This window comes from Azospirillum sp. 11R-A (assembly GCF_049472615.1).
Classification (GTDB): Bacteria; Pseudomonadota; Alphaproteobacteria; order Azospirillales; family Azospirillaceae; genus Azospirillum; species Azospirillum palustre.
On sequence record NZ_JBCEBL010000013.1, the window covers coordinates 38,340 to 54,865 of the forward strand.

Below are 16,526 nucleotides of genomic sequence, written 5' to 3' on the forward strand. Positions count from 1 at the left end.
TCCGGAGCGCCGTCGATAATCCCCTCTCCCCCCTGGGGAGAGGGAGATTTTTCCCCACCCAGCGTGATTTCCAGCGTCGTTGCCGGTTAACAGGCCGGCTCGATCCGCCCGCAAGGCGGGGGGCCGGCCGTGGTCTGCCGTCGGGCAGGACCCGTTCCGACATGGGGAATGCGCTGATGAACTTCACCATCAATGGGCAAAGCGTCGAGGTCGAGGCGGACATCCGCAGCTCGCTGCTCGACCTCCTCCGCAACAGTCTGGGTTTCACCGGCACCAAGAAGGGATGCGACCAGGGCGCCTGCGGCGCCTGCACCGTGCTGGTCGACGGCGAACGCATCAATTCCTGTCTGGCGCTGGCGGTCCAGTATCAGGGCCGCAGCATCACCACCGTCGAAGGGCTGGGCAGCGACGGCGCGCTGCATCCGCTGCAGCAGGCTTTCGTCGAGCATGACGGCTTCCAGTGCGGCTACTGCACGCCCGGCCAGCTCTGTTCCGCCGTCGGCATGGCAAGCGAGATCGAGCGCAACATCCCGAGCGTCGTCACCGCCGACCTGTCGGCGGGCAGCGTCGCCATCGACGAGACCGAACTGCGCGAACGCATGAGCGGCAACCTCTGCCGCTGCGGCGCCTACAACGGCATCATCGAGGCCATCTCCGAAACGCTGGTCAAGACGCCGGCCTCCCAGACACAGGCCAAAACGCAGGAGGGGGCACGGGCATGAACCCCTTCACCTACGAACGGGCATCGGACGCGGCGGCGGCCATCGGACTGGCCAAGGGCAACGCCGCGGCACGCTATCTCGGCGGCGGCACCAATCTGGTCGATCTGATGCGCGAGACGGTCGAGCGGCCGGAGATGCTGGTCGACGTCACCGGTCTGCCGAATGGGATCGAGCCGCGCGCCGACGGCGGCCTGCTGATCGGGGCGGCGGCGACCAACACCGCGCTGGCCGCCGATGCGCATGTCCGCACGCAGTATCCGCTGCTGGCCCGCGCGATCCTGGCCGGGGCCAGCGCCCAGATCCGCAACATGGCGACGGTCGGCGGCAACATCCTGCAACGCACGCGCTGCCGCTATTTCTACGACAATGCTGCGGCCTGCAACAAACGCCAGCCGGGGGCCGGCTGCGACGCGCGCGACGGCTTCAACCGCTACCATGCCATCCTCGGCGCCTCGCCGGCCTGCGTCGCCACCCATCCGTCCGACATGTGCGTGGCGCTCGCCGCCCTCGACGCGACGGTGCATCTGGACGGCCCGGCGGGACCGCGCAGCATCGCGCTTACCGACCTGCACCGGCTGCCCGGCGACCGGCCGGACATCGAGACGGAGCTGACGCCGGGCGAGCTGATCGCCGCGGTGGAACTCCCGCCCCTGCCCTTCGCCCGCCGCTCGACCTACCGCAAGGTGCGCGACCGCGCCAGCTATGCCTTCGCGCTGGTCTCGGTCGCCGCTGCCCTCGATCTCGCCGAGGACGGGACGGTGCGCGAGTTGCGGCTGGCGCTCGGCGGCGTCGCCCACAAGCCGTGGCGGGCCTCGGCGGCCGAAGCGGCGCTGAAGGGCCGGCCGGCCACGCCGGAGAGCTTCCGCGCCGCCGCGGAGGCGGAACTCGCCGCCGCGACCGGGCTTCGCGACAACGCTTTCAAGATCGAGCTGGCGAAACGGACCATCGTCGCCGTCCTGGGCGACCTGACAGGAGACGAGGCATGAGCGCGCACTCCGACGCCGCCGCTTCCCGGCCCGGCCGCTGGCAGCCGGCGGTCACGCAGGATCCTCTGCTCCAGAAACACGGCGCGCTGGGCCAGCCGGTTTCGCGCATCGAAGGGCCGCTGAAGGCCCAGGGCAAGGCGCGGTTCGCCGCGGAGTTCCCCTATGAGGGGCTCTGCTACGCGTCGCTCGCCTTCAGCACCATCGCGCGCGGGCGGATCACGGCGCTCGACACCGCGGCGGCCGAGGCGGCCCCCGGCGTCGTGCTGGTGATGACCCACCGCAACGCGCCGCGGATGAAGGCGCCGTCGCTGATGATGTCGTCGCCGAGCGCCGCCGGGGCGAGCGACCTGCCGGTCATGCAGACCGACGAGATCCATTGGAACGGCCAGCCCATCGCCGTCGTGCTCGCCGAGACGCAGGAGCAGGCCGATCATGCCGCCTCGCTGGTGACGGCCGGCTATGCGCCGCTGCCGGCGGTGACCTCGTTCGACGAGGCCAGGAAGACACCGCGCCAGTTGGACAACATCCTGGGCCAGCCGCCGGTGGTCGAGATCGGCGATGCCGAGGCGGCGCTGAAAGGTGCGGCGGTGCAGGTCGACCAGATTTACCGGACGCCGCGCCACAACCACAACGCCATCGAACTGCACGCCGCCACCGTCGCCTGGAGCGGCGACGAGCTGCGCGTGCATGACGCCAGCCAGCTTCTCGACCTGACCGCCGGGCAGCTGGCCGACATCTTCGGGTTGGCGGCGGACAAGGTTCGCGTCTCCTCCCCCTATGTCGGCGGCGGCTTCGGCGGCAAATGCCTGTGGGACCACCAGATCCTCGCCTGCGCCGCCGCCAAGCTCGCCGGCCGGCCGGTGCGCATCATGCTGTCGCGCGAGGGGGTGTTCCGCATCGTCGGCGGCCGCACGCTGACGGAACAGCGGGTGGCGCTCGGCGCCGGCGCCGACGGCAGGCTCGACGCGCTGATCCACACCGGCATCGCGGCGATGACCGCGCACAATTCCTGCCCCGAACAGTTCACCTTCTCGGCCCGCCACCTCTATGCCGCCAAGTCGATCCGGCTGGCCCAGGAGGTCGCCGACATGGACATGCTGGCGAACACCTTCATGCGGGCGCCCGGCGAGTCCGTCGGCACCTTCGCGCTGGAATGCGCCATCGACGAACTGGCCGAAAAGCTCGGCCTCGACCCCATCGAGCTGCGCCGGCGCATCGAGCCGGATAAGGATCCGACCAGCGGCAAGCCCTTCTCCGCCCGCCACCTGATCGACGCCTACGACAAGGGAGCGGAACGGTTCGGCTGGGAGCGCCGCAGCCCGACGCCGCGCCAGCAACGGGACGGCGAGTGGCTGATCGGCATGGGATGCGCCACCGCGACCTACCCCTACCACCGCTTCCCCGGCGGCGCGGCGCGCATCAGGCTGACGGCCGGCGGTCAGGTCACCGTCTCGACCGCGGTGCATGACATGGGGATGGGCACGGCGACGGCGCAGGTCCAGCACATCGCCGCCCGGCTCGGCCTTCCGCTTGCCCAGGTCAGTTTCGAATATGGCGACACGACCCTGCCGCGCGGGGTGATCGCCGGCGGCTCGACCCAGACCGCCTCCATCGGCGGCGCCGTCATCGCCGCGACGGAGGTCTTCGTCGAGGAACTGCTGAAGCTCGCCGGCAACGATTCGCCGCTGGCCGGCCTGTCGCTGGCCGATGTGGAGACTCGGGACGGCGGCATCGGCCACCGCGACGACGCCGCGCGCTTCGAAAGCTATGAGTCGATCCTGCGCCGGTCGGGACGCGGCGAGCTGGTCTGCGAGGCCGAAGCCCCGCCGCCGGCGGAGATGGAAGCCTTCTCGATGCATTCCTACGGCGCACAGTTCTGCGAGGTCCGGGTCAGCGAGGTCACCGGCGAGGTCCGCGTCTCGCGCTTCCTCGGCTCCTTCGACGCCGGCCGCATCCTGAACGCCAAGACGGCGACCAGCCAGTTCAAGGGCGGCATCATCATGGGGATCGGGCTGGCGCTGACCGAGGAGACCAACTTCGACCCGCGCACCGGCCGCATCGTCAATGCCTCGCTCGCCGACTATCACGTGCCGGTGCAGATGGACGTTCCCGCCATCGAAATCCTCTACACCGACATCCCAGACCCGCAGGCGCCGATGGGTGCCCGCGGCATCGGCGAGATCGGCATCACCGGCGTCGGCGCCGCGGTCGCCAACGCCGTCTACAACGCCACCGGCAAGCGCATCCGCGACCTGCCGATCACGCTCGACAAGCTGATGTGACGCTCCGAAGCCTTTGATTTGGGAATTCGGTTCACAGGTGATTGGGCGGGAGAGGCGGTTTGCGGACAGCCTCTCCCGCCCTATGTCTCCATCCGAGACACGAGAAGGCGCCATTGCGCCGATCAGGAGAGAGAACAGGATGCAGACCGTGAAGGCGAATGGCGCCGAAATCCCAGCATTGGGCTTCGGCGTTTTCCGCATGTCGGACGAGGAGGTCGAGCGGGTGGTGCCGGCGGCGCTCGAAGCCGGTTTCCGCCATTTCGACACCGCGCAGATCTACCGCAACGAAGCCGCCCTCGGCCGTGCCCTGCAAGCCGCAGGCGCCCGCCGCGACGAGCTGTTCCTGACCACCAAGGTCTGGGTCGACAAATACAGCCCCGATCTGTTCGCCGCGTCGGTGGATGAAAGCCTGGAGAAGCTGAAGGTCGATAACATCGATCTGCTGCTGCTGCACTGGCCGGCCGATCAGGTCGCCATCGCCGAGCAGATCGAGATGCTGAACGCGGTGCAGGCCGCCGGCAAGACCCGCTTCATCGGCGTCAGCAATCAGAACATCGCCCAGCTGCGGGAATCGGTCGAGCGCAGCCAGGCCCCCATCGTCACCAACCAGATCGAGGTCCACCCCTATCTCGACCAGAGCGCGATGGCGGCGGCGGCGAGCGAACTGGGCGTGGCGATCACCGCCTACTACGCCATGGCCGACGGCAAGGTGCCGCGCGATCCGGAGTTGCAGCGGATCGGCGCCAAGCACGGCAAGACGGCGGCCCAGGTGACGCTGCGCTGGCTGATCCAGCTGGGCCACATCGTACTGTCGAAGACCGCCAAGCCGGAGCGGGTGCCGGAGAATTTCGCAGTGTTCGACTTCGCGCTGGACGACGGGGACATGGCCGCGATTGCGACGCTGGCGCAACCGAACGGGCGGATCGTCAGCCCGGCGGGGCTGGCGCCGGCTTGGGACAAGTGAGTTGGGGGTGGTCGGCGCGTAGTCCCCTCTCCCCCCTGGGGAGAGGGTTAGGGTGAGGGGGTCGCATGGCGGCCCTGTCCCAGAAATCCGGCATGTGCATCCCCCTCACCCCGACCCTCTCCCCGGGGGGAGAGGGGGATCTCTGGATGAACTCACAACATCCGCGGCAGTGTCACCCTGACCCGCAGCCCGCCGCTGGCGCGGTTGCTCAGCTCGATGCGGCCCTGGTGGGCCTCGACGATGGACTTCACGATGGACAGGCCGAGCCCGCTGCCGCCGGTCTTGCGGTTGCGGGAACCCTCCAGCCGGACAAAGGGCTTGAAGACGTTGGCGATTTCCGCCTCCGGGATGCCCGGTCCCTCGTCGCAGACATCCACCACGATCTCGACGGCGTCGGCATCGACGGAGACGGTGGCGCGCTCGCCGTACTTGATTGCGTTGTCGATCAGGTTGGCGAAGGCGCGGCGCAGGCTGGACGGGCGGCCGGCAAGGCGAAGCTGGCGGGCCTGCTCGAAACGGTCGCTGCGCTCCACCCCGCCACCGAAAATGGTGCGGACGGCGGCGAACTGGAGCGGCGGCGGCTCGTGATAGGTCACCGGCGAGCCGGTGTCGGCATAGTCGTCGCACAGGCTCTGCAGCAGGCTGGCGAAGGCGACCACCTCCACCTCCTCGCGCAGCACGTCGTCGCCGAGGAACTCCAGCGTCGCGGTGACCATCGCCGCCATCTCGTCGATGTCGGCCATCATCTTGGCGCGCAGCGCATCGTCATCGACATATTCGGCGCGCAGCCGCAGCCGGGTCGCCGGGGTGCGCAGATCGTGACTGATCGCCGCCAGCAGATGGGTGCGCCCCTCCATCAGGTCGCGGAGCGCGTTGCGCGCCTGATTGAAGGCGCGGGCGAGCGAGGCGACCTCCTCCGGCCCGTCCTCCGGCAGGGGACGGGGGTGCAGGCGGTCGTGCGGACGGGTCGCCTGCTCGGCCAGCGATTCCAGCGGGCGGACCAGCCGGCCGGGCAGCCAGAGCAGCAGTCCCAGCGCCAGACCGAAAGCCGCCAGACCGGCCAGCACCATCTCGAACGGCGTGGTCCGTGGCCGCCAGAAGCGCAGGCTGGCGAACTCCAGCCAGCCGCCGCCGGCAAGCTGGACATAGACGCGGGCGTCGCGCAGCTGGGCCGCCGTGTCCTCCGCCACCAGGGACAGGGATTCCGCCAGCGTCTGGGCGCGGGCGGAATGGACGGACAGCAGGGCGCGCTGGACGGCGACGAACACCGGGCGCGGCGCGTCGACCACCCCCTCCAGCACCCAGCCGGCGGGCACGGTCGGCGTGCCGGGCCCCTGCCAGGACACCGACAGGTCGGGCAGACCGCTCAGCGCCAGCACCGGCCCGGCAGCGATGCCGTCCAGCAGCGCGCGGTCGGCTGCCTCCACCGCCGCCGCCATCGCCGGTCCCAGCCGGTGGGCGGTCAACAGCTCCCGCGCGCGGTCGTCGACCAGCTGCATGCCGACCAGCGCCCCGCCATGGGTCAGCACCAGCAGCGCCACCATCGCCGCCAGGATGCGGTGGCGCAGCCGGGCGGCGCGCAGGCGTTCAAGCGCCACGGCTCAGTCCGGAAGAGGCGGCTTCGCCCTGGTCCACCACGGTCGCGGTGAACTGATAGCCGATGCCGCGCACCGTCTTGATCAGCCCGGAACCGCCCGGCCCTTCCTCCAGCTTGCGGCGCAGACGGCTGATCTGGATGTCGATGCTGCGGTCGAACGGGATCGAGGTGTCGCCGCGGTGCTTCTCCAGCAGTTCGGTGCGCTCCACCACCTGGGGGGCGCGCTCCAGCAGCGTGCCGAGCAGGGCGTATTCGCCCTGGCTGAGATGGACCACCACCCGGTCCGGCGTGCGCAGTTCCCGCCGCCCCTGGTCGAGCGACCAGCCGGCGAAGCCCAGCACGCGCGGCCGTTCGCGCACCGGCTCCGGCCCGCCGCAGCGGCGCAAAATCGCGCGGATGCGGGCCAGCAGTTCACGCGCGCTGAAGGGCTTGACCAGATAATCGTCGGCGCCGACCTCCAGCCCGACGATGCGGTCGACCTCGCTGCCCATGGCGGTCAGCATGATGACCGGGGTTTCGGACTTGGCGCGCAGCGAGCGGCACAGGCTGGTCCCGTCCTCCCCCGGCAGCATGACGTCGAGCACGATGAGATCGACCGGCCATTGCGCCAGCACCCGCGCCATCTCGCGCCCGTCGCCGGCGGTGGAGACGCGGAAGCCGCTCTTCACCAGGAAATCATGCAGCATGTCCCGGATCTCGGGATCGTCGTCCACGACCAGGAGATGGCGCGCGCGCTCCATGGCGTCCCTTCCCTCTTCCGTTCCCCACCCCGCGGAGGGGAGCTTTCTTGTTCGTTGGGCTCGAGTGTAGCCTTCCCCGCCGGTCCGGGTACAGTGCGCCGCGCGGGCCGCTTTGTAACGGTTGCGTAACAGCGGCGCGGCCGTGATAAGGCGTTGTTACCAAATAATCCGGGCGCCGAATTGCACGCGGGATAGAGTTCCTCCAGCGGCCGGACGGTGGACAGCCGGGGCCGGCAGGGAAACCGAACGAAGACAGGGAACAGGGGGAAATGTCCAAAATGCCGTCTCTCAGCAATTCCATCCTCGGCATGACCGCGACCAGCATGGTTGCCCTGGCGACCGTCATGGCCGGCGCCCTCATGGCCGCCCCCGCCCAGGCCGAACCGGCGGTGGAGGTCCTGCATTACTGGACCTCCGGCGGCGAATCGAAGGCTGCGGGCGCGCTGCGCCAGGATTTCGAGGCGGCGGGCGGCAAGTGGATCGATGCCCCGGTGGCGGGCGGCGGCGGCGACGCGGCCAGCACCGTGCTGCGCTCCCGCGTGCTGGCCGGCGACCCGCCGAACGCCGTGCAGCTGAAGGGTCCGAACATCAAGGACTGGGCGGCGCAGGGCAAGCTGGCGACGCTGGATGAGGTCGCCAAGGCGGAGAACTGGGACGCCATCCTGCCGCCGCAGATCCGCGACGTGGTGACCTACAAGGGCCATTACTACGCCGTGCCGGTGAACATCCACCGCGTCAACTGGATGTGGGTCAACCCGAAGGTCATGGAAAAGGCCGGCGTCGCCATCCCGAAGACCTGGGACGAGTTCAACGCCGCCGCCGACAAGCTGAAGGCCGCCGGCATCATCCCGCTGGCCCATGGCGGCCAGCCCTGGCAGGAAGGCGCCCTGTTCGAGGACGTCACCCTCGGCCTCGGCGGTCCCGACTTCTACCGCAAGGCGCTGGTGGAGCTGGACGCCAAGACGCTGACCAGCGACACGATGGTCAAGGTGTTCGACCAGATGCGCAAGCTGCGCGGCTATGTCGACGACGGCTTCCCCGGCCGCGAATGGAACCTCGCCGCCGGCCTGCTGATGAACGGCCAGGCCGCCATGCAGATCATGGGCGACTGGGAAAAGGGCGAGCTGACCGCCGCCGGCAAGGTGCCGGGCAAGGACTTCGTCTGCGCCCATGTGCCGGGCCAGTTCGGCTACATCGTCAATTCCGACAGCTTCGTCATGTTCAGCTCGGCCAACGCCGACCGCGCCGCCGGCCAGAAGCTGCTGGCCAAGCTGATCCTGGGCAAGAAGTTCCAGGAGACCTTCAACGTGCTTAAGGGCTCGATCCCCGCCCGCCAGGACATGGCGCGCGACAGCTTCGACGAATGCGCCGTCAAGTCGATGGACGATTTGAAGACCGCCATCGACACCAACAGCGCCGTGCCCTCGATGGCCCACGAGATGGCGGTCCCCGGTGCCGTCCGCGGCGCCTTCCTCGACGTGGTGACCGCCCATTTCAACTCCACCATGACCTCGCAGGAGGCGGTGAAGCGTCTGGCCGAAGCCGTCGATCTGGCGAAGTAAGCCTCTGTCTTCCTCGTTTGTCCTCTCTCCTTCTCTGGTGTTGCGCGTGACCTTGGAAAGCCCCTCTCCCGCATGGGAGGGGGGCTTCTTTTCATGTGCGCGTCGGGGCATGACTCAGGGCGTGATCGCCACCTTCAGCACGCCGTCGCGCTGGTGGCCGAACAGATCGTAGGCGTCCTCGATCCGCTCCAGCGGGAAGCGGTGGGTGACGAGCGGCTTGAGGTCGACACGGCCGGAGGCGACGACGCCCATCAGCCGGCGCATCCGCTCCTTGCCGCCGGGGCAGAGCGAGGTGACGATGGTGTGGTCGCCGAGACCGGCGGCGAACGGCCCCAGCGGCAGGCGCAAATCGCCGGAATAGACGCCGAGGCTGGACAGGGTGCCGCCCGGCCGCAGCACGCGCAGCGCCGCCTCGAAGGTCGCCTGGGTGCCCAGCGCCTCGATGGCGACATCGACGCCGCGGCCGTCGGTCAGCCGCATGATTTCCTCCACCGGATCGGTTTGGCGGAAATCCACCGCATGGTCGGCCCCCATCCGCCGCGCCATCTCCAGCCGCACCGGCACGGTGTCGACGGCGATGATGGTGGTGGCGCCCTTCAGCCTGGCGCCCGCGGTGGCGCACAGGCCGATGGGGCCTTGCGCGAAGACCGCAACCGTGTCGCCGATGCGGATGTTGCCGCGCTCCGCCCCGGCGAAGCCGGTGGACATGATGTCGGGGCACATCAGCACCTCCTCGTCCGTCAGCCCGTCGGGCACGGGAGCGAGGTTGACCATCGCGTCGGGGACCAGCAGGTATTCGGCCTGGGAGCCGTCGATGCTGTTGCCGAAGCGCCAGCCGCCCAGCGGCTTCCAGCCATGCCGGGTGCCGGCGCCGTCCTGGGAATGGCAGCCGCACAGGCAGGCATTGCTGTGGCCGCTGGGGGTGATGGCCCCGGCGATCACCCGCTGCCCCTCCCGGTAGCCGGTGACGGCGGAGCCCAGCTTCTCGACGATGCCGACCGGCTCATGGCCGATGGTCAGGCCGCGGGCAACCGGATATTCGCCCTTCAGGATGTGGATGTCGGTGCCGCAGATCGTCGTCGTGGTGATGCGGATCAGCGCGTCGAGCGGCCCGACGTCGGGGATCGGCTTGTCGTCCAGAACGATGCGGCCCGGTTCGACGAACACCGCCGCTTTCATCATGACCATGGCGTCCTCCCAGTTATGGTGGCGCCGGTCGGGAGGCTGTTTGGCGTGACTTTGGCAAACGGCCCGCGGCCGGCGCTGTGCTTCACGCCGGCCAGTCTGGCACGACTGGGGAGGAACCGCGTTGATGCAGATTAAACGGCCGCGGAAAATCGCCCTCCCCCATGCCGTCGCGGCCCGTTTTCAGGCGGCGGCGGGGCCGTCGCCGGGCAGTACCGCCCCTTGGCAGCAGGGAAAGCGCAGGATCGCCTTCACCCCGCGCTCCGGCCGCGGCTCGATGTCGAGGTTGCCGCGCAGTTGCAGGGCAAGCTGCTGGATGATCCGGCCGCCCAGCCCGGTCCCCTGCGGCCGGTCGGACAGGATGCCGACCCCGTCGTCGCAGACACACAGCACGCACCCGGTCGCCTCCTTGCGGAAGCTCAGGTCGATGCGGCCGGCCCGGCCGTCGGGGAAGGCGTATTTCAGCGCGTTGGTGACCAGTTCGTTGGCGATGGTGCCGACCGCCACCGCGACGCCCATGTCGAGATCGGCATCCTCCACCTCGGCGCTGACCACCACCGGCTGCACCCCGACGACGCCGAGCTGGATGTCCTCCACCAGACTTTCCAGGAACTCCTTCGAACTGACGATGTTGACGCCCTCCACCCGGCGCAGCCGGACATAGACGCGGGCCAGCACGCCGATCCGCTCGATGGTGCCGCTGACGATGTCCTGCCCCGCCCCCGCATTGTGAGCGGCGATCGTCAACTGGGCGCAGATCTGTTGCAGGTCGTTGCGGATCCGGTGGTGGATCTCGTGCAGCATCAGATCCTTTTCCACATTGGCGGCGGCCAGCCGGTCCGAATACTCGCGCAGCCGCTCGTTCGCCCGGCGCAGGGCATGGGCGCCGCCGGCGATGCCGAAACCAACGGCCATATAGATGAGGAAGGCCAGCCGGTCGCCCGGCTCTGCGACCCACAGCATGCCCTCCGGCTTCATGAAGAGCCAGGCCGAACACAGACCCGACAGCACAGCCGCCAGATAGCCCGACCCGCGGTCGAACAGCAGGGCGACGACGACGATGGTCGGGATGAAGAGCAGGAACGGGTATTTGAACAGCAGCGGATCGAGCGCATAGCGCACCAGCGCCGTCAGCCCGACCAGCAGCAGCGTGATCCCATACTGTGCCCAAGCGGCGCGTGGGAGGCTGGACGACAGCCGGCGAAAAAAGTCTTCCATACCCCGTGCCCTGCTCCGAACGCCGCAACGGAAGGGTAACAGCCTGAATACGAGATCGGATGACCCGGGTATGCACACAATCATGTGACGAATTGCATCCAGGCTCCGGTCGGCCATCCCGGCGGCGGAGTCTTTCGGGGCAGCCGGCCTTGGCCGCCGGCCGCGCACCCCCATCTGCAAGGCCAATCCCGAAAAACCGGAGGATCGCGATGCGCAGCACCCTGGCCCTGTCGGACACCGCTCCAATCGCCGCTCTCATTACCGCCCTCGCCATTCCGCTTGCCCCGGCGCAGGCACAACAGGGGCAAGGACAGGCGCAGCTGGGCAATGCCCATATGGTGAAGACCGTCCGCACCAGCGCCGGGCCGGTGGCGGTCAGCCGCGTCGCCGACGGGCTGGAGCGGCCCTGGGGCATAGATTTCCTCCCCGACGGCCGGGCGTTGGTGACGGAAAAGCCGGGGCGGCTGCGCATCATGGCGCGCGACGGCTCGCTGTCCTCCCCGCTGGCCGGGACGCCCAAGGTCTTCAACCAGGGCCAGGGCGGGCTGATGGACGTGGCCGTCGATCCCGACTTCGCCCGCAACCGCGTCATCTACCTCGCCTACGCCGAGCCAGGGGATGGCGGCACCGCCGGCACGGCGCTCGCGCGCGGCACGCTGGGCGAGCATGGCATCGAGGATTTCAAGGTCATCTTCCGCCAGTCGCCCAAGGTGGACGGCGGGAACCATTTCGGCACCCGCATCGCCTTCGCGCCCGACGGCCACATCTTCCTGACGCTGGGCGAGCGCTACAAGTTCGATCCGGCGCAGAGCCGCGACAACACGCTGGGCAAGGTTGTCCGGCTGAACCGCGACGGCTCGGCTCCGAAGGACAATCCGTTCGCCGGTGAGGGGGGCACCGCCGGGGCCATCTGGTCCTACGGCCACCGCAACATCGAGGCGGCGGCCATCGACCCGCGCAGCGGAGCGCTGTGGATCGCCGAGATGGGTCCGATGGGCGGCGACGAGCTGAACCGGCCGGAAGCCGGGAAGAATTACGGCTGGCCGCTGGTCAGTTGGGGCAAGCATTACGACGGCCGCGACATCCCCGACCCGCCGACCCGCAAGGAGTTCACCGACGCGGCGATCCACTGGACGCCGGTGATCTCGCCGTCGGGCATGGCCTTCTACACCGGGGGACTGTTCCGCGACTGGCAGGGCAGCGCCCTGATCGGCGGCCTCAGCGCCAAGGGGCTGGTGCGCGTCGCCATCGACGGCACGGGGGCGAGGGAGGTCGAGCGCATTCCGCTCGACGCGCGCATCCGCGATGTGGCACAGGGACCCGACGACGCCCTCTATGTCATCACCGATGCCGCGGACGGCGCGGTCTTGCGGCTGGCGCCGGCGAAATGACCGCCTGGAAATGGGCCGAAAGATGGGACAGATGAGGATCAGGGATTACCGGCCGTCGGACGCCCCCGTCCTGGCGCAGCTTTACGCCCGCTCCGTCCGCGGCATCGGCCCGCGCTTCTACAGCGCCGAGCAGGTCGAGGCCTGGGCCGCCCGGGCGCCGACGGTGGAGCGTGTGCGGGAAGCCTATGGCGACGGCCGCGTCGCCCTGGTCGCGGTGGACGGGGACGACCGGCCGGTGGCCTTCAGCGACGTCGAGACCGACGGCCACATCAACTTCCTCTATTGCGCGCCGGAAGCCGCCGGCCGCGGCGTGATGTCGGCGCTGGTCGACGTGCTGGAGGCGCGCGCCCTGGCGCTCGGCCACCCCCGCCTGCATGTGGAGGCGAGCGAGGCCGCCCGCCCCTTCCTGTTGCGCCGCGGCTTCACCCTGCTGGCCCGCCGGGACCTCAAGATCGGCGATGTGCCGATCCACAATTACGCCATGGAAAAATGGCTGGTCCCGGCGGCGCGCCTCAATCGGGCGTGAGGACCAGGGCGCCGCTGGTGTCCCGCCCCTCCAGCGCGCGATGGGCCTCCGCCGCGGCATCGAGCGGCAGGCAGGTCACCGGACCGGCGCTGAGGCCGGCAGCGACACGGGCCAGCACCTCCCCGGCGGCGGCACGGTAGGTGGCTGGATCGGCCATGTAGGCGAACACGCTGGGCCGGGCGAGACAGAGCGAGCGGCGCGGTCCCAGTTCGGACAGCTCGACCGGGGCGACCGGCCCGCCGGCCTGACCAACGCTGGCCACGGTGCCGAACAGCCGCACCGCGTCGAAGGTCCGGCGCAGCGTGTCGCCGCCGATGCCGTCCACCGCGACGTCGGCGCCGCGCCCGCCGGTCAGGTCACGCACGGCGGCGACGAAATCCTCGTCCCGATACAGGATCGCATGGTCGAGCCCATGGGCACGGGCGGTTTCCGCCTTGGCGGCGCTGCCGACCGTGCCGATGACGGTGGCGCCCAGGCTCTTCGCCCATTGGGTGAGCAGGAGGCCAAGCCCGCCGGCGGCGGCATGCACCAGGATCGTGCTGCCCGGCCCGACCGGGCAGACCCGGTTGAGCAGCATGTGGACGGTGATGCCGCGCAGCAGCAGCGACGCGGCGGCCACCGGCTCGACGCCATCGGGCAGGCGCACCGCACGGTCGGCGGCCAGCAGGCGCGCCTCGGCATAACCGCCGGCCGGCAGCCCGGCCCAGGCGACGCGGTCGCCGACGGCAAGCCCCTCCACCCCCGGCCCGACCGCCTCCACCATGCCAGCGCCCTCGACCCCGAGCGTCGCGGGATAGGCCGGCAGCGGATAGAGGCCGGTGCGGTGGTAGATGTCGACGAAATTGACCCCGGCGGCGGCATGGCGCAGGCGGATCTCGCCCTCGCGCGGGGCCGGCAGGTCGATGAGGGTGGGCTGCATCACCTCGGCGCCGCCCGGCCCGGCCATCTGGATTGAGCGGATCATATCGGCTGTCTCCGTTGATCGTTGCGATGGAGCGGAGGCTAATCTGTGGCGCAGCGCGCTGAAATTCGGCAAAGTCGCCCAACTCCTGGGTATTTTTGCGCAGAGACAGGGTATCGGATGGAACGAGCCGATGAATTGGGATGACCTGCGCGTCTTCCTGGCGCTGGCGGACAGCGGCAGCCTGTCGGCGACGGCACGGAGGCTGGGGGTGGACCATTCCACCGTCGCCCGCCGGGTGGCGGCGCTGGAGGCCGACCTCGGCGTGCGCCTGTTCGACCGGCTGCCGCGCGGCTATGCCCCGACTGCGGAGGGGGAGGAGTTCGCGGTCCTGGCCCGCCGGGTGGAGGATGGGGTGCTGGCGGTGGAACGCCATGCCCGCGGCCAGCCGGGCGAGCCGGCCGGTGTGGTGCGCCTGTCGGCACCGCCGGCCTTCTCCAGCAGTTTCCTCGCCCCGCGGCTGGCCGGCCTGCGGCGGACGCTGCCCAAGCTGGTGGTGGAACTGGTCGGCGACGTCCGTGCGGTCAGCCTGACCCGGCGGGAGGCCGACCTCGCGCTGCGCCTGCAACGGCCGGAGGACGACGGGCTGGTCGCCCGCCGAATCGGCGCGATGGGATACGGGCTCTATGCGACGCGGGATTATCTCGACGGCCGCGACGAGGCCGATTGGGAGTTCATCGGCTATGACGACAGCATGGACCATGTGCCGCAGCAGCGCTGGCTGCGGCAGGTGGCCGGCCGGCGCCCCTTCGTCTTCCGCGCCAACGATCTGATGAGCCTGCGCGCCGCGGCCGCGGCCGGCATCGGCATCGCCGCGATTCCGCATTTCCTCGGTCGGGAGGAAGCGGTTCCGGTCCCGGCCTTGGTTCCGGCGCTCCCGGCCGTGGGCCTTCCGCCGGCGCAGCCGCGCGAACTGTGGCTGCTGGTGCACAACGATCTCCGGCGGTCGGCACGGGTGCGGGCGGTGATGGACGCCCTGGTGTCGATCATCGCTGCAGAGCGGTCGCTGCTGGAGGATTGAAGGCTTTTTCGCCGTCGCTGCGATGCAATCACGGTCGATGCCATCGGCGGTACCGACAAAATTTTTTCGCGAAGCGCGGCCTCGGCGGGAGAAACGAGGGAACAGATCGGCAAGTGACTCCGTTAATTCAGCAGCATCGAAGAGCAGTGCTCTTGCAGCCTGACCATCTGAATATGGAGGAAACGCATGCCTATCCTGCTTTGGCTTCTGGGCGTTCCCGGAATTATCGTGATCCTGCTCTGGATGACGGGCATCATCGGCTTCTGACCTTCCATCCGAACAAGCTCTTTACACCAAGGCCTCCGCCGGCATCGCTGCGGGGGCCTTTGGTTTTTCCGGCAGGCGACATCGGGCGGCAGGCCTTGGCAGCTTATTTCGATATCCATCGAAATGATGTTGACAGCCGAGGCGCAGGCTGTCATTTCGATGATTGTGGAATCATCGAATTTATGGGTAGCCTCATGGAAAAGAAGGATGTCCTGACCGGGCTGGCGGCGCTGGCACAGGAGACGCGGCTGGACATCTTCCGCCTGCTGGTGGAAGCCGGACCGGAGGGCCGCGCCGCCGGATCGATTGCGGAGGCGCTGGCGGTCGCGCCGGCCACCCTGTCCTTCCACCTGTCGGCGCTGACCAATGCCGGGCTGATCCTGCAGCGGCGGGAGAGCCGGTCGCTGATCTATTCGGCAGATTTCGAGCGGATGAGCGGCATCCTCGGCTTCCTGTCGGAGAACTGCTGCGGCCGGTCGGCCAATGCCGGCGCCTGCATCCCGGTCTGCGCGCCGACGCCGGAAGCGGCCAACGGCGAGAAGACCGCGGCGCCGCGCTGCGGCTGCCGAGACCCGAAAACGGAGCGAAAAATGGCCGAGAACCGCGTCTACAACGTGCTGTTCCTCTGCACGCACAACAGCGCCCGCAGCGTCATGGCGGAATGCCTGCTGAACCGGGAGGGCAAGGGCCGCTTCCGCGGTTTCAGCGCCGGCAGCCAGCCGTCCGGGCGCATCAACCCCTATGTCCGCGACCTGCTGGAGCGGCTGGGCTTTCCGACGGCAGACCTTCGGTCGAAGACCTGGGACGAGTTCGCCGCGCCCGGCGCCCCCCATATGGATTTCATCGTCACCGTCTGCGACAACGCCGCGGGTGAGGTCTGTCCGGTGTGGCCGGGGCAGCCGATCGGCGCACATTGGGGCTTTCCCGACCCGTCCGGCGCCGAAGGAAGCGACGCCGAGAAAGCCGCCTTCACCGCCACCGTGTTCGGGCAGATCGAACGCCGCATCCGGTCCTTCGCCAGCATGCCCATCGCATCGCTCGACCGCATGGCGCTGAAGCGCCGGATGGACGACATGGCACGGGCAAAGCCGTAAGACGGGGATG

At 69.4% G+C, this 16,526-nt stretch carries 14 protein-coding genes and 1 pseudogene; 10 read left to right on the top strand and 5 right to left on the bottom strand.

Going from position 1 to position 16,526, the window contains the following annotated elements; genetic code table 11:
- The first annotated feature begins 176 nt into the window (after window positions 1-176).
- The 4 genes from VH569_RS18360 (at window position 177) to VH569_RS18375 (ending at window position 4,954) form a co-directional block, all read left to right on the top strand.
- Window positions 177-722, top strand: coding sequence for a 2Fe-2S iron-sulfur cluster-binding protein (locus tag VH569_RS18360; RefSeq protein WP_423316820.1), 546 nt, complete (start codon window positions 177-179; stop codon window positions 720-722).
- Window positions 719-1,708, top strand: a complete 990-nt coding sequence (locus tag VH569_RS18365) for an FAD binding domain-containing protein (protein ID WP_423316822.1) — start codon at window positions 719-721, stop codon at window positions 1,706-1,708. Before VH569_RS18360 ends, VH569_RS18365 begins: the two co-directional genes overlap by 4 nt.
- A complete protein-coding gene (locus VH569_RS18370; RefSeq protein WP_423316823.1) occupies window positions 1,705-3,990 on the top strand; it encodes a xanthine dehydrogenase family protein molybdopterin-binding subunit in 2,286 nt (761 codons plus the stop codon). The genes VH569_RS18365 and VH569_RS18370 overlap by 4 nt, the downstream gene beginning before the upstream one ends.
- Window positions 3,991-4,129: 139 nt before the next feature.
- Window positions 4,130-4,954, top strand: coding sequence for an aldo/keto reductase (locus tag VH569_RS18375; protein ID WP_423316825.1), 825 nt, complete (start codon window positions 4,130-4,132; stop codon window positions 4,952-4,954).
- A gap of 152 nt (window positions 4,955-5,106) precedes the next feature.
- Here VH569_RS18375 and VH569_RS18380 read toward each other — a convergent pair whose 3' ends face one another.
- Entirely contained in the window at window positions 5,107-6,552 is a 1,446-nt protein-coding gene (locus VH569_RS18380) for an ATP-binding protein (protein ID WP_423316826.1), read from the bottom strand.
- Window positions 6,542-7,291, bottom strand: coding sequence for a response regulator (locus tag VH569_RS18385; RefSeq protein ID WP_098737837.1), 750 nt, complete (start codon window positions 7,289-7,291; stop codon window positions 6,542-6,544). The genes VH569_RS18380 and VH569_RS18385 overlap by 11 nt, the downstream gene beginning before the upstream one ends.
- Before the next feature lie 278 nt (window positions 7,292-7,569).
- Between VH569_RS18385 and VH569_RS18390 the strand changes: the two genes are divergently transcribed.
- On the top strand, window positions 7,570-8,853 hold the full coding sequence (locus VH569_RS18390; protein ID WP_423316829.1) for an ABC transporter substrate-binding protein: 1,284 nt from the start codon (window positions 7,570-7,572) through the stop codon (window positions 8,851-8,853).
- A gap of 114 nt (window positions 8,854-8,967) precedes the next feature.
- Here VH569_RS18390 and VH569_RS18395 read toward each other — a convergent pair whose 3' ends face one another.
- Window positions 8,968-10,041: an NAD(P)-dependent alcohol dehydrogenase gene (locus tag VH569_RS18395; RefSeq protein WP_423316831.1), complete on the bottom strand. Its 1,074-nt coding sequence runs from the start codon at window positions 10,039-10,041 to the stop codon at window positions 8,968-8,970.
- A 180-nt stretch (window positions 10,042-10,221) separates the two neighbouring features.
- Window positions 10,222-11,256, bottom strand: a complete 1,035-nt coding sequence (locus tag VH569_RS18400) for a sensor histidine kinase (RefSeq protein WP_423316833.1) — start codon at window positions 11,254-11,256, stop codon at window positions 10,222-10,224.
- A 209-nt stretch (window positions 11,257-11,465) separates the two neighbouring features.
- On the opposite strand from VH569_RS18400, the gene VH569_RS18405 reads away from it, so the two are divergent.
- Window positions 11,466-12,647, top strand: a complete 1,182-nt coding sequence (locus VH569_RS18405; protein WP_423316835.1) for a PQQ-dependent sugar dehydrogenase — start codon at window positions 11,466-11,468, stop codon at window positions 12,645-12,647.
- Window positions 12,648-12,678: 31 nt separating this feature from the next.
- Complete coding sequence (locus VH569_RS18410; protein ID WP_423316837.1) at window positions 12,679-13,173, top strand: GNAT family N-acetyltransferase; 495 nt, start codon at window positions 12,679-12,681, stop codon at window positions 13,171-13,173.
- On the opposite strand, the gene VH569_RS18415 is transcribed toward VH569_RS18410, so the two are convergent.
- On the bottom strand, window positions 13,160-14,137 hold the full coding sequence (locus VH569_RS18415) for a quinone oxidoreductase family protein (protein WP_423316839.1): 978 nt from the start codon (window positions 14,135-14,137) through the stop codon (window positions 13,160-13,162). The genes VH569_RS18410 and VH569_RS18415 overlap by 14 nt on opposite strands.
- Before the next feature lie 130 nt (window positions 14,138-14,267).
- Between VH569_RS18415 and VH569_RS18420 the strand changes: the two genes are divergently transcribed.
- The 3 genes and pseudogenes from VH569_RS18420 to VH569_RS18430 all read left to right on the top strand — a co-directional run bounded on the left by VH569_RS18420 (window position 14,268) and on the right by VH569_RS18430 (window position 16,516).
- Window positions 14,268-15,155, top strand: a complete 888-nt coding sequence (locus VH569_RS18420) for a LysR family transcriptional regulator (protein ID WP_423316841.1) — start codon at window positions 14,268-14,270, stop codon at window positions 15,153-15,155.
- Window positions 15,156-15,616: 461 nt separating this feature from the next.
- Window positions 15,617-15,796 (top strand): annotated as a pseudogene (locus VH569_RS18425) (ArsR/SmtB family transcription factor); the annotation flags it as partial.
- 216 nt (window positions 15,797-16,012) lie between these two features.
- A complete protein-coding gene (locus VH569_RS18430; protein ID WP_423317018.1) occupies window positions 16,013-16,516 on the top strand; it encodes an arsenate reductase ArsC in 504 nt (167 codons plus the stop codon).
- The last annotated feature ends 10 nt before the right edge of the window (window positions 16,517-16,526 follow it).

Excerpts from the sequence above, each read along its gene's own strand:
- VH569_RS18370 (WP_423316823.1), top strand. The coding sequence starts at position 1,705 with ATGAGCGCGCACTCCGACGCCGCCGCTTCCCGGCCCGGCCGCTGGCAG.
- VH569_RS18365 (WP_423316822.1), top strand. The coding sequence starts at position 719 with ATGAACCCCTTCACCTACGAACGGGCATCGGACGCGGCGGCGGCCATC.
- VH569_RS18395 (WP_423316831.1), bottom strand. The coding sequence starts at position 10,041 with ATGGTCATGATGAAAGCGGCGGTGTTCGTCGAACCGGGCCGCATCGTT.
- VH569_RS18375 (WP_423316825.1), top strand. The coding sequence starts at position 4,130 with ATGCAGACCGTGAAGGCGAATGGCGCCGAAATCCCAGCATTGGGCTTC.
- VH569_RS18400 (WP_423316833.1), bottom strand. The coding sequence starts at position 11,256 with ATGGAAGACTTTTTTCGCCGGCTGTCGTCCAGCCTCCCACGCGCCGCT.
- VH569_RS18385 (WP_098737837.1), bottom strand. The coding sequence starts at position 7,291 with ATGGAGCGCGCGCGCCATCTCCTGGTCGTGGACGACGATCCCGAGATC.
- VH569_RS18415 (WP_423316839.1), bottom strand. The coding sequence starts at position 14,137 with ATGATCCGCTCAATCCAGATGGCCGGGCCGGGCGGCGCCGAGGTGATG.
- VH569_RS18405 (WP_423316835.1), top strand. The coding sequence starts at position 11,466 with ATGCGCAGCACCCTGGCCCTGTCGGACACCGCTCCAATCGCCGCTCTC.
- VH569_RS18420 (WP_423316841.1), top strand. The coding sequence starts at position 14,268 with ATGAATTGGGATGACCTGCGCGTCTTCCTGGCGCTGGCGGACAGCGGC.
- VH569_RS18390 (WP_423316829.1), top strand. The coding sequence starts at position 7,570 with ATGCCGTCTCTCAGCAATTCCATCCTCGGCATGACCGCGACCAGCATG.
- VH569_RS18360 (WP_423316820.1), top strand. The coding sequence starts at position 177 with ATGAACTTCACCATCAATGGGCAAAGCGTCGAGGTCGAGGCGGACATC.
- VH569_RS18430 (WP_423317018.1), top strand. The coding sequence starts at position 16,013 with ATGGCCGAGAACCGCGTCTACAACGTGCTGTTCCTCTGCACGCACAAC.
- VH569_RS18410 (WP_423316837.1), top strand. The coding sequence starts at position 12,679 with ATGAGGATCAGGGATTACCGGCCGTCGGACGCCCCCGTCCTGGCGCAG.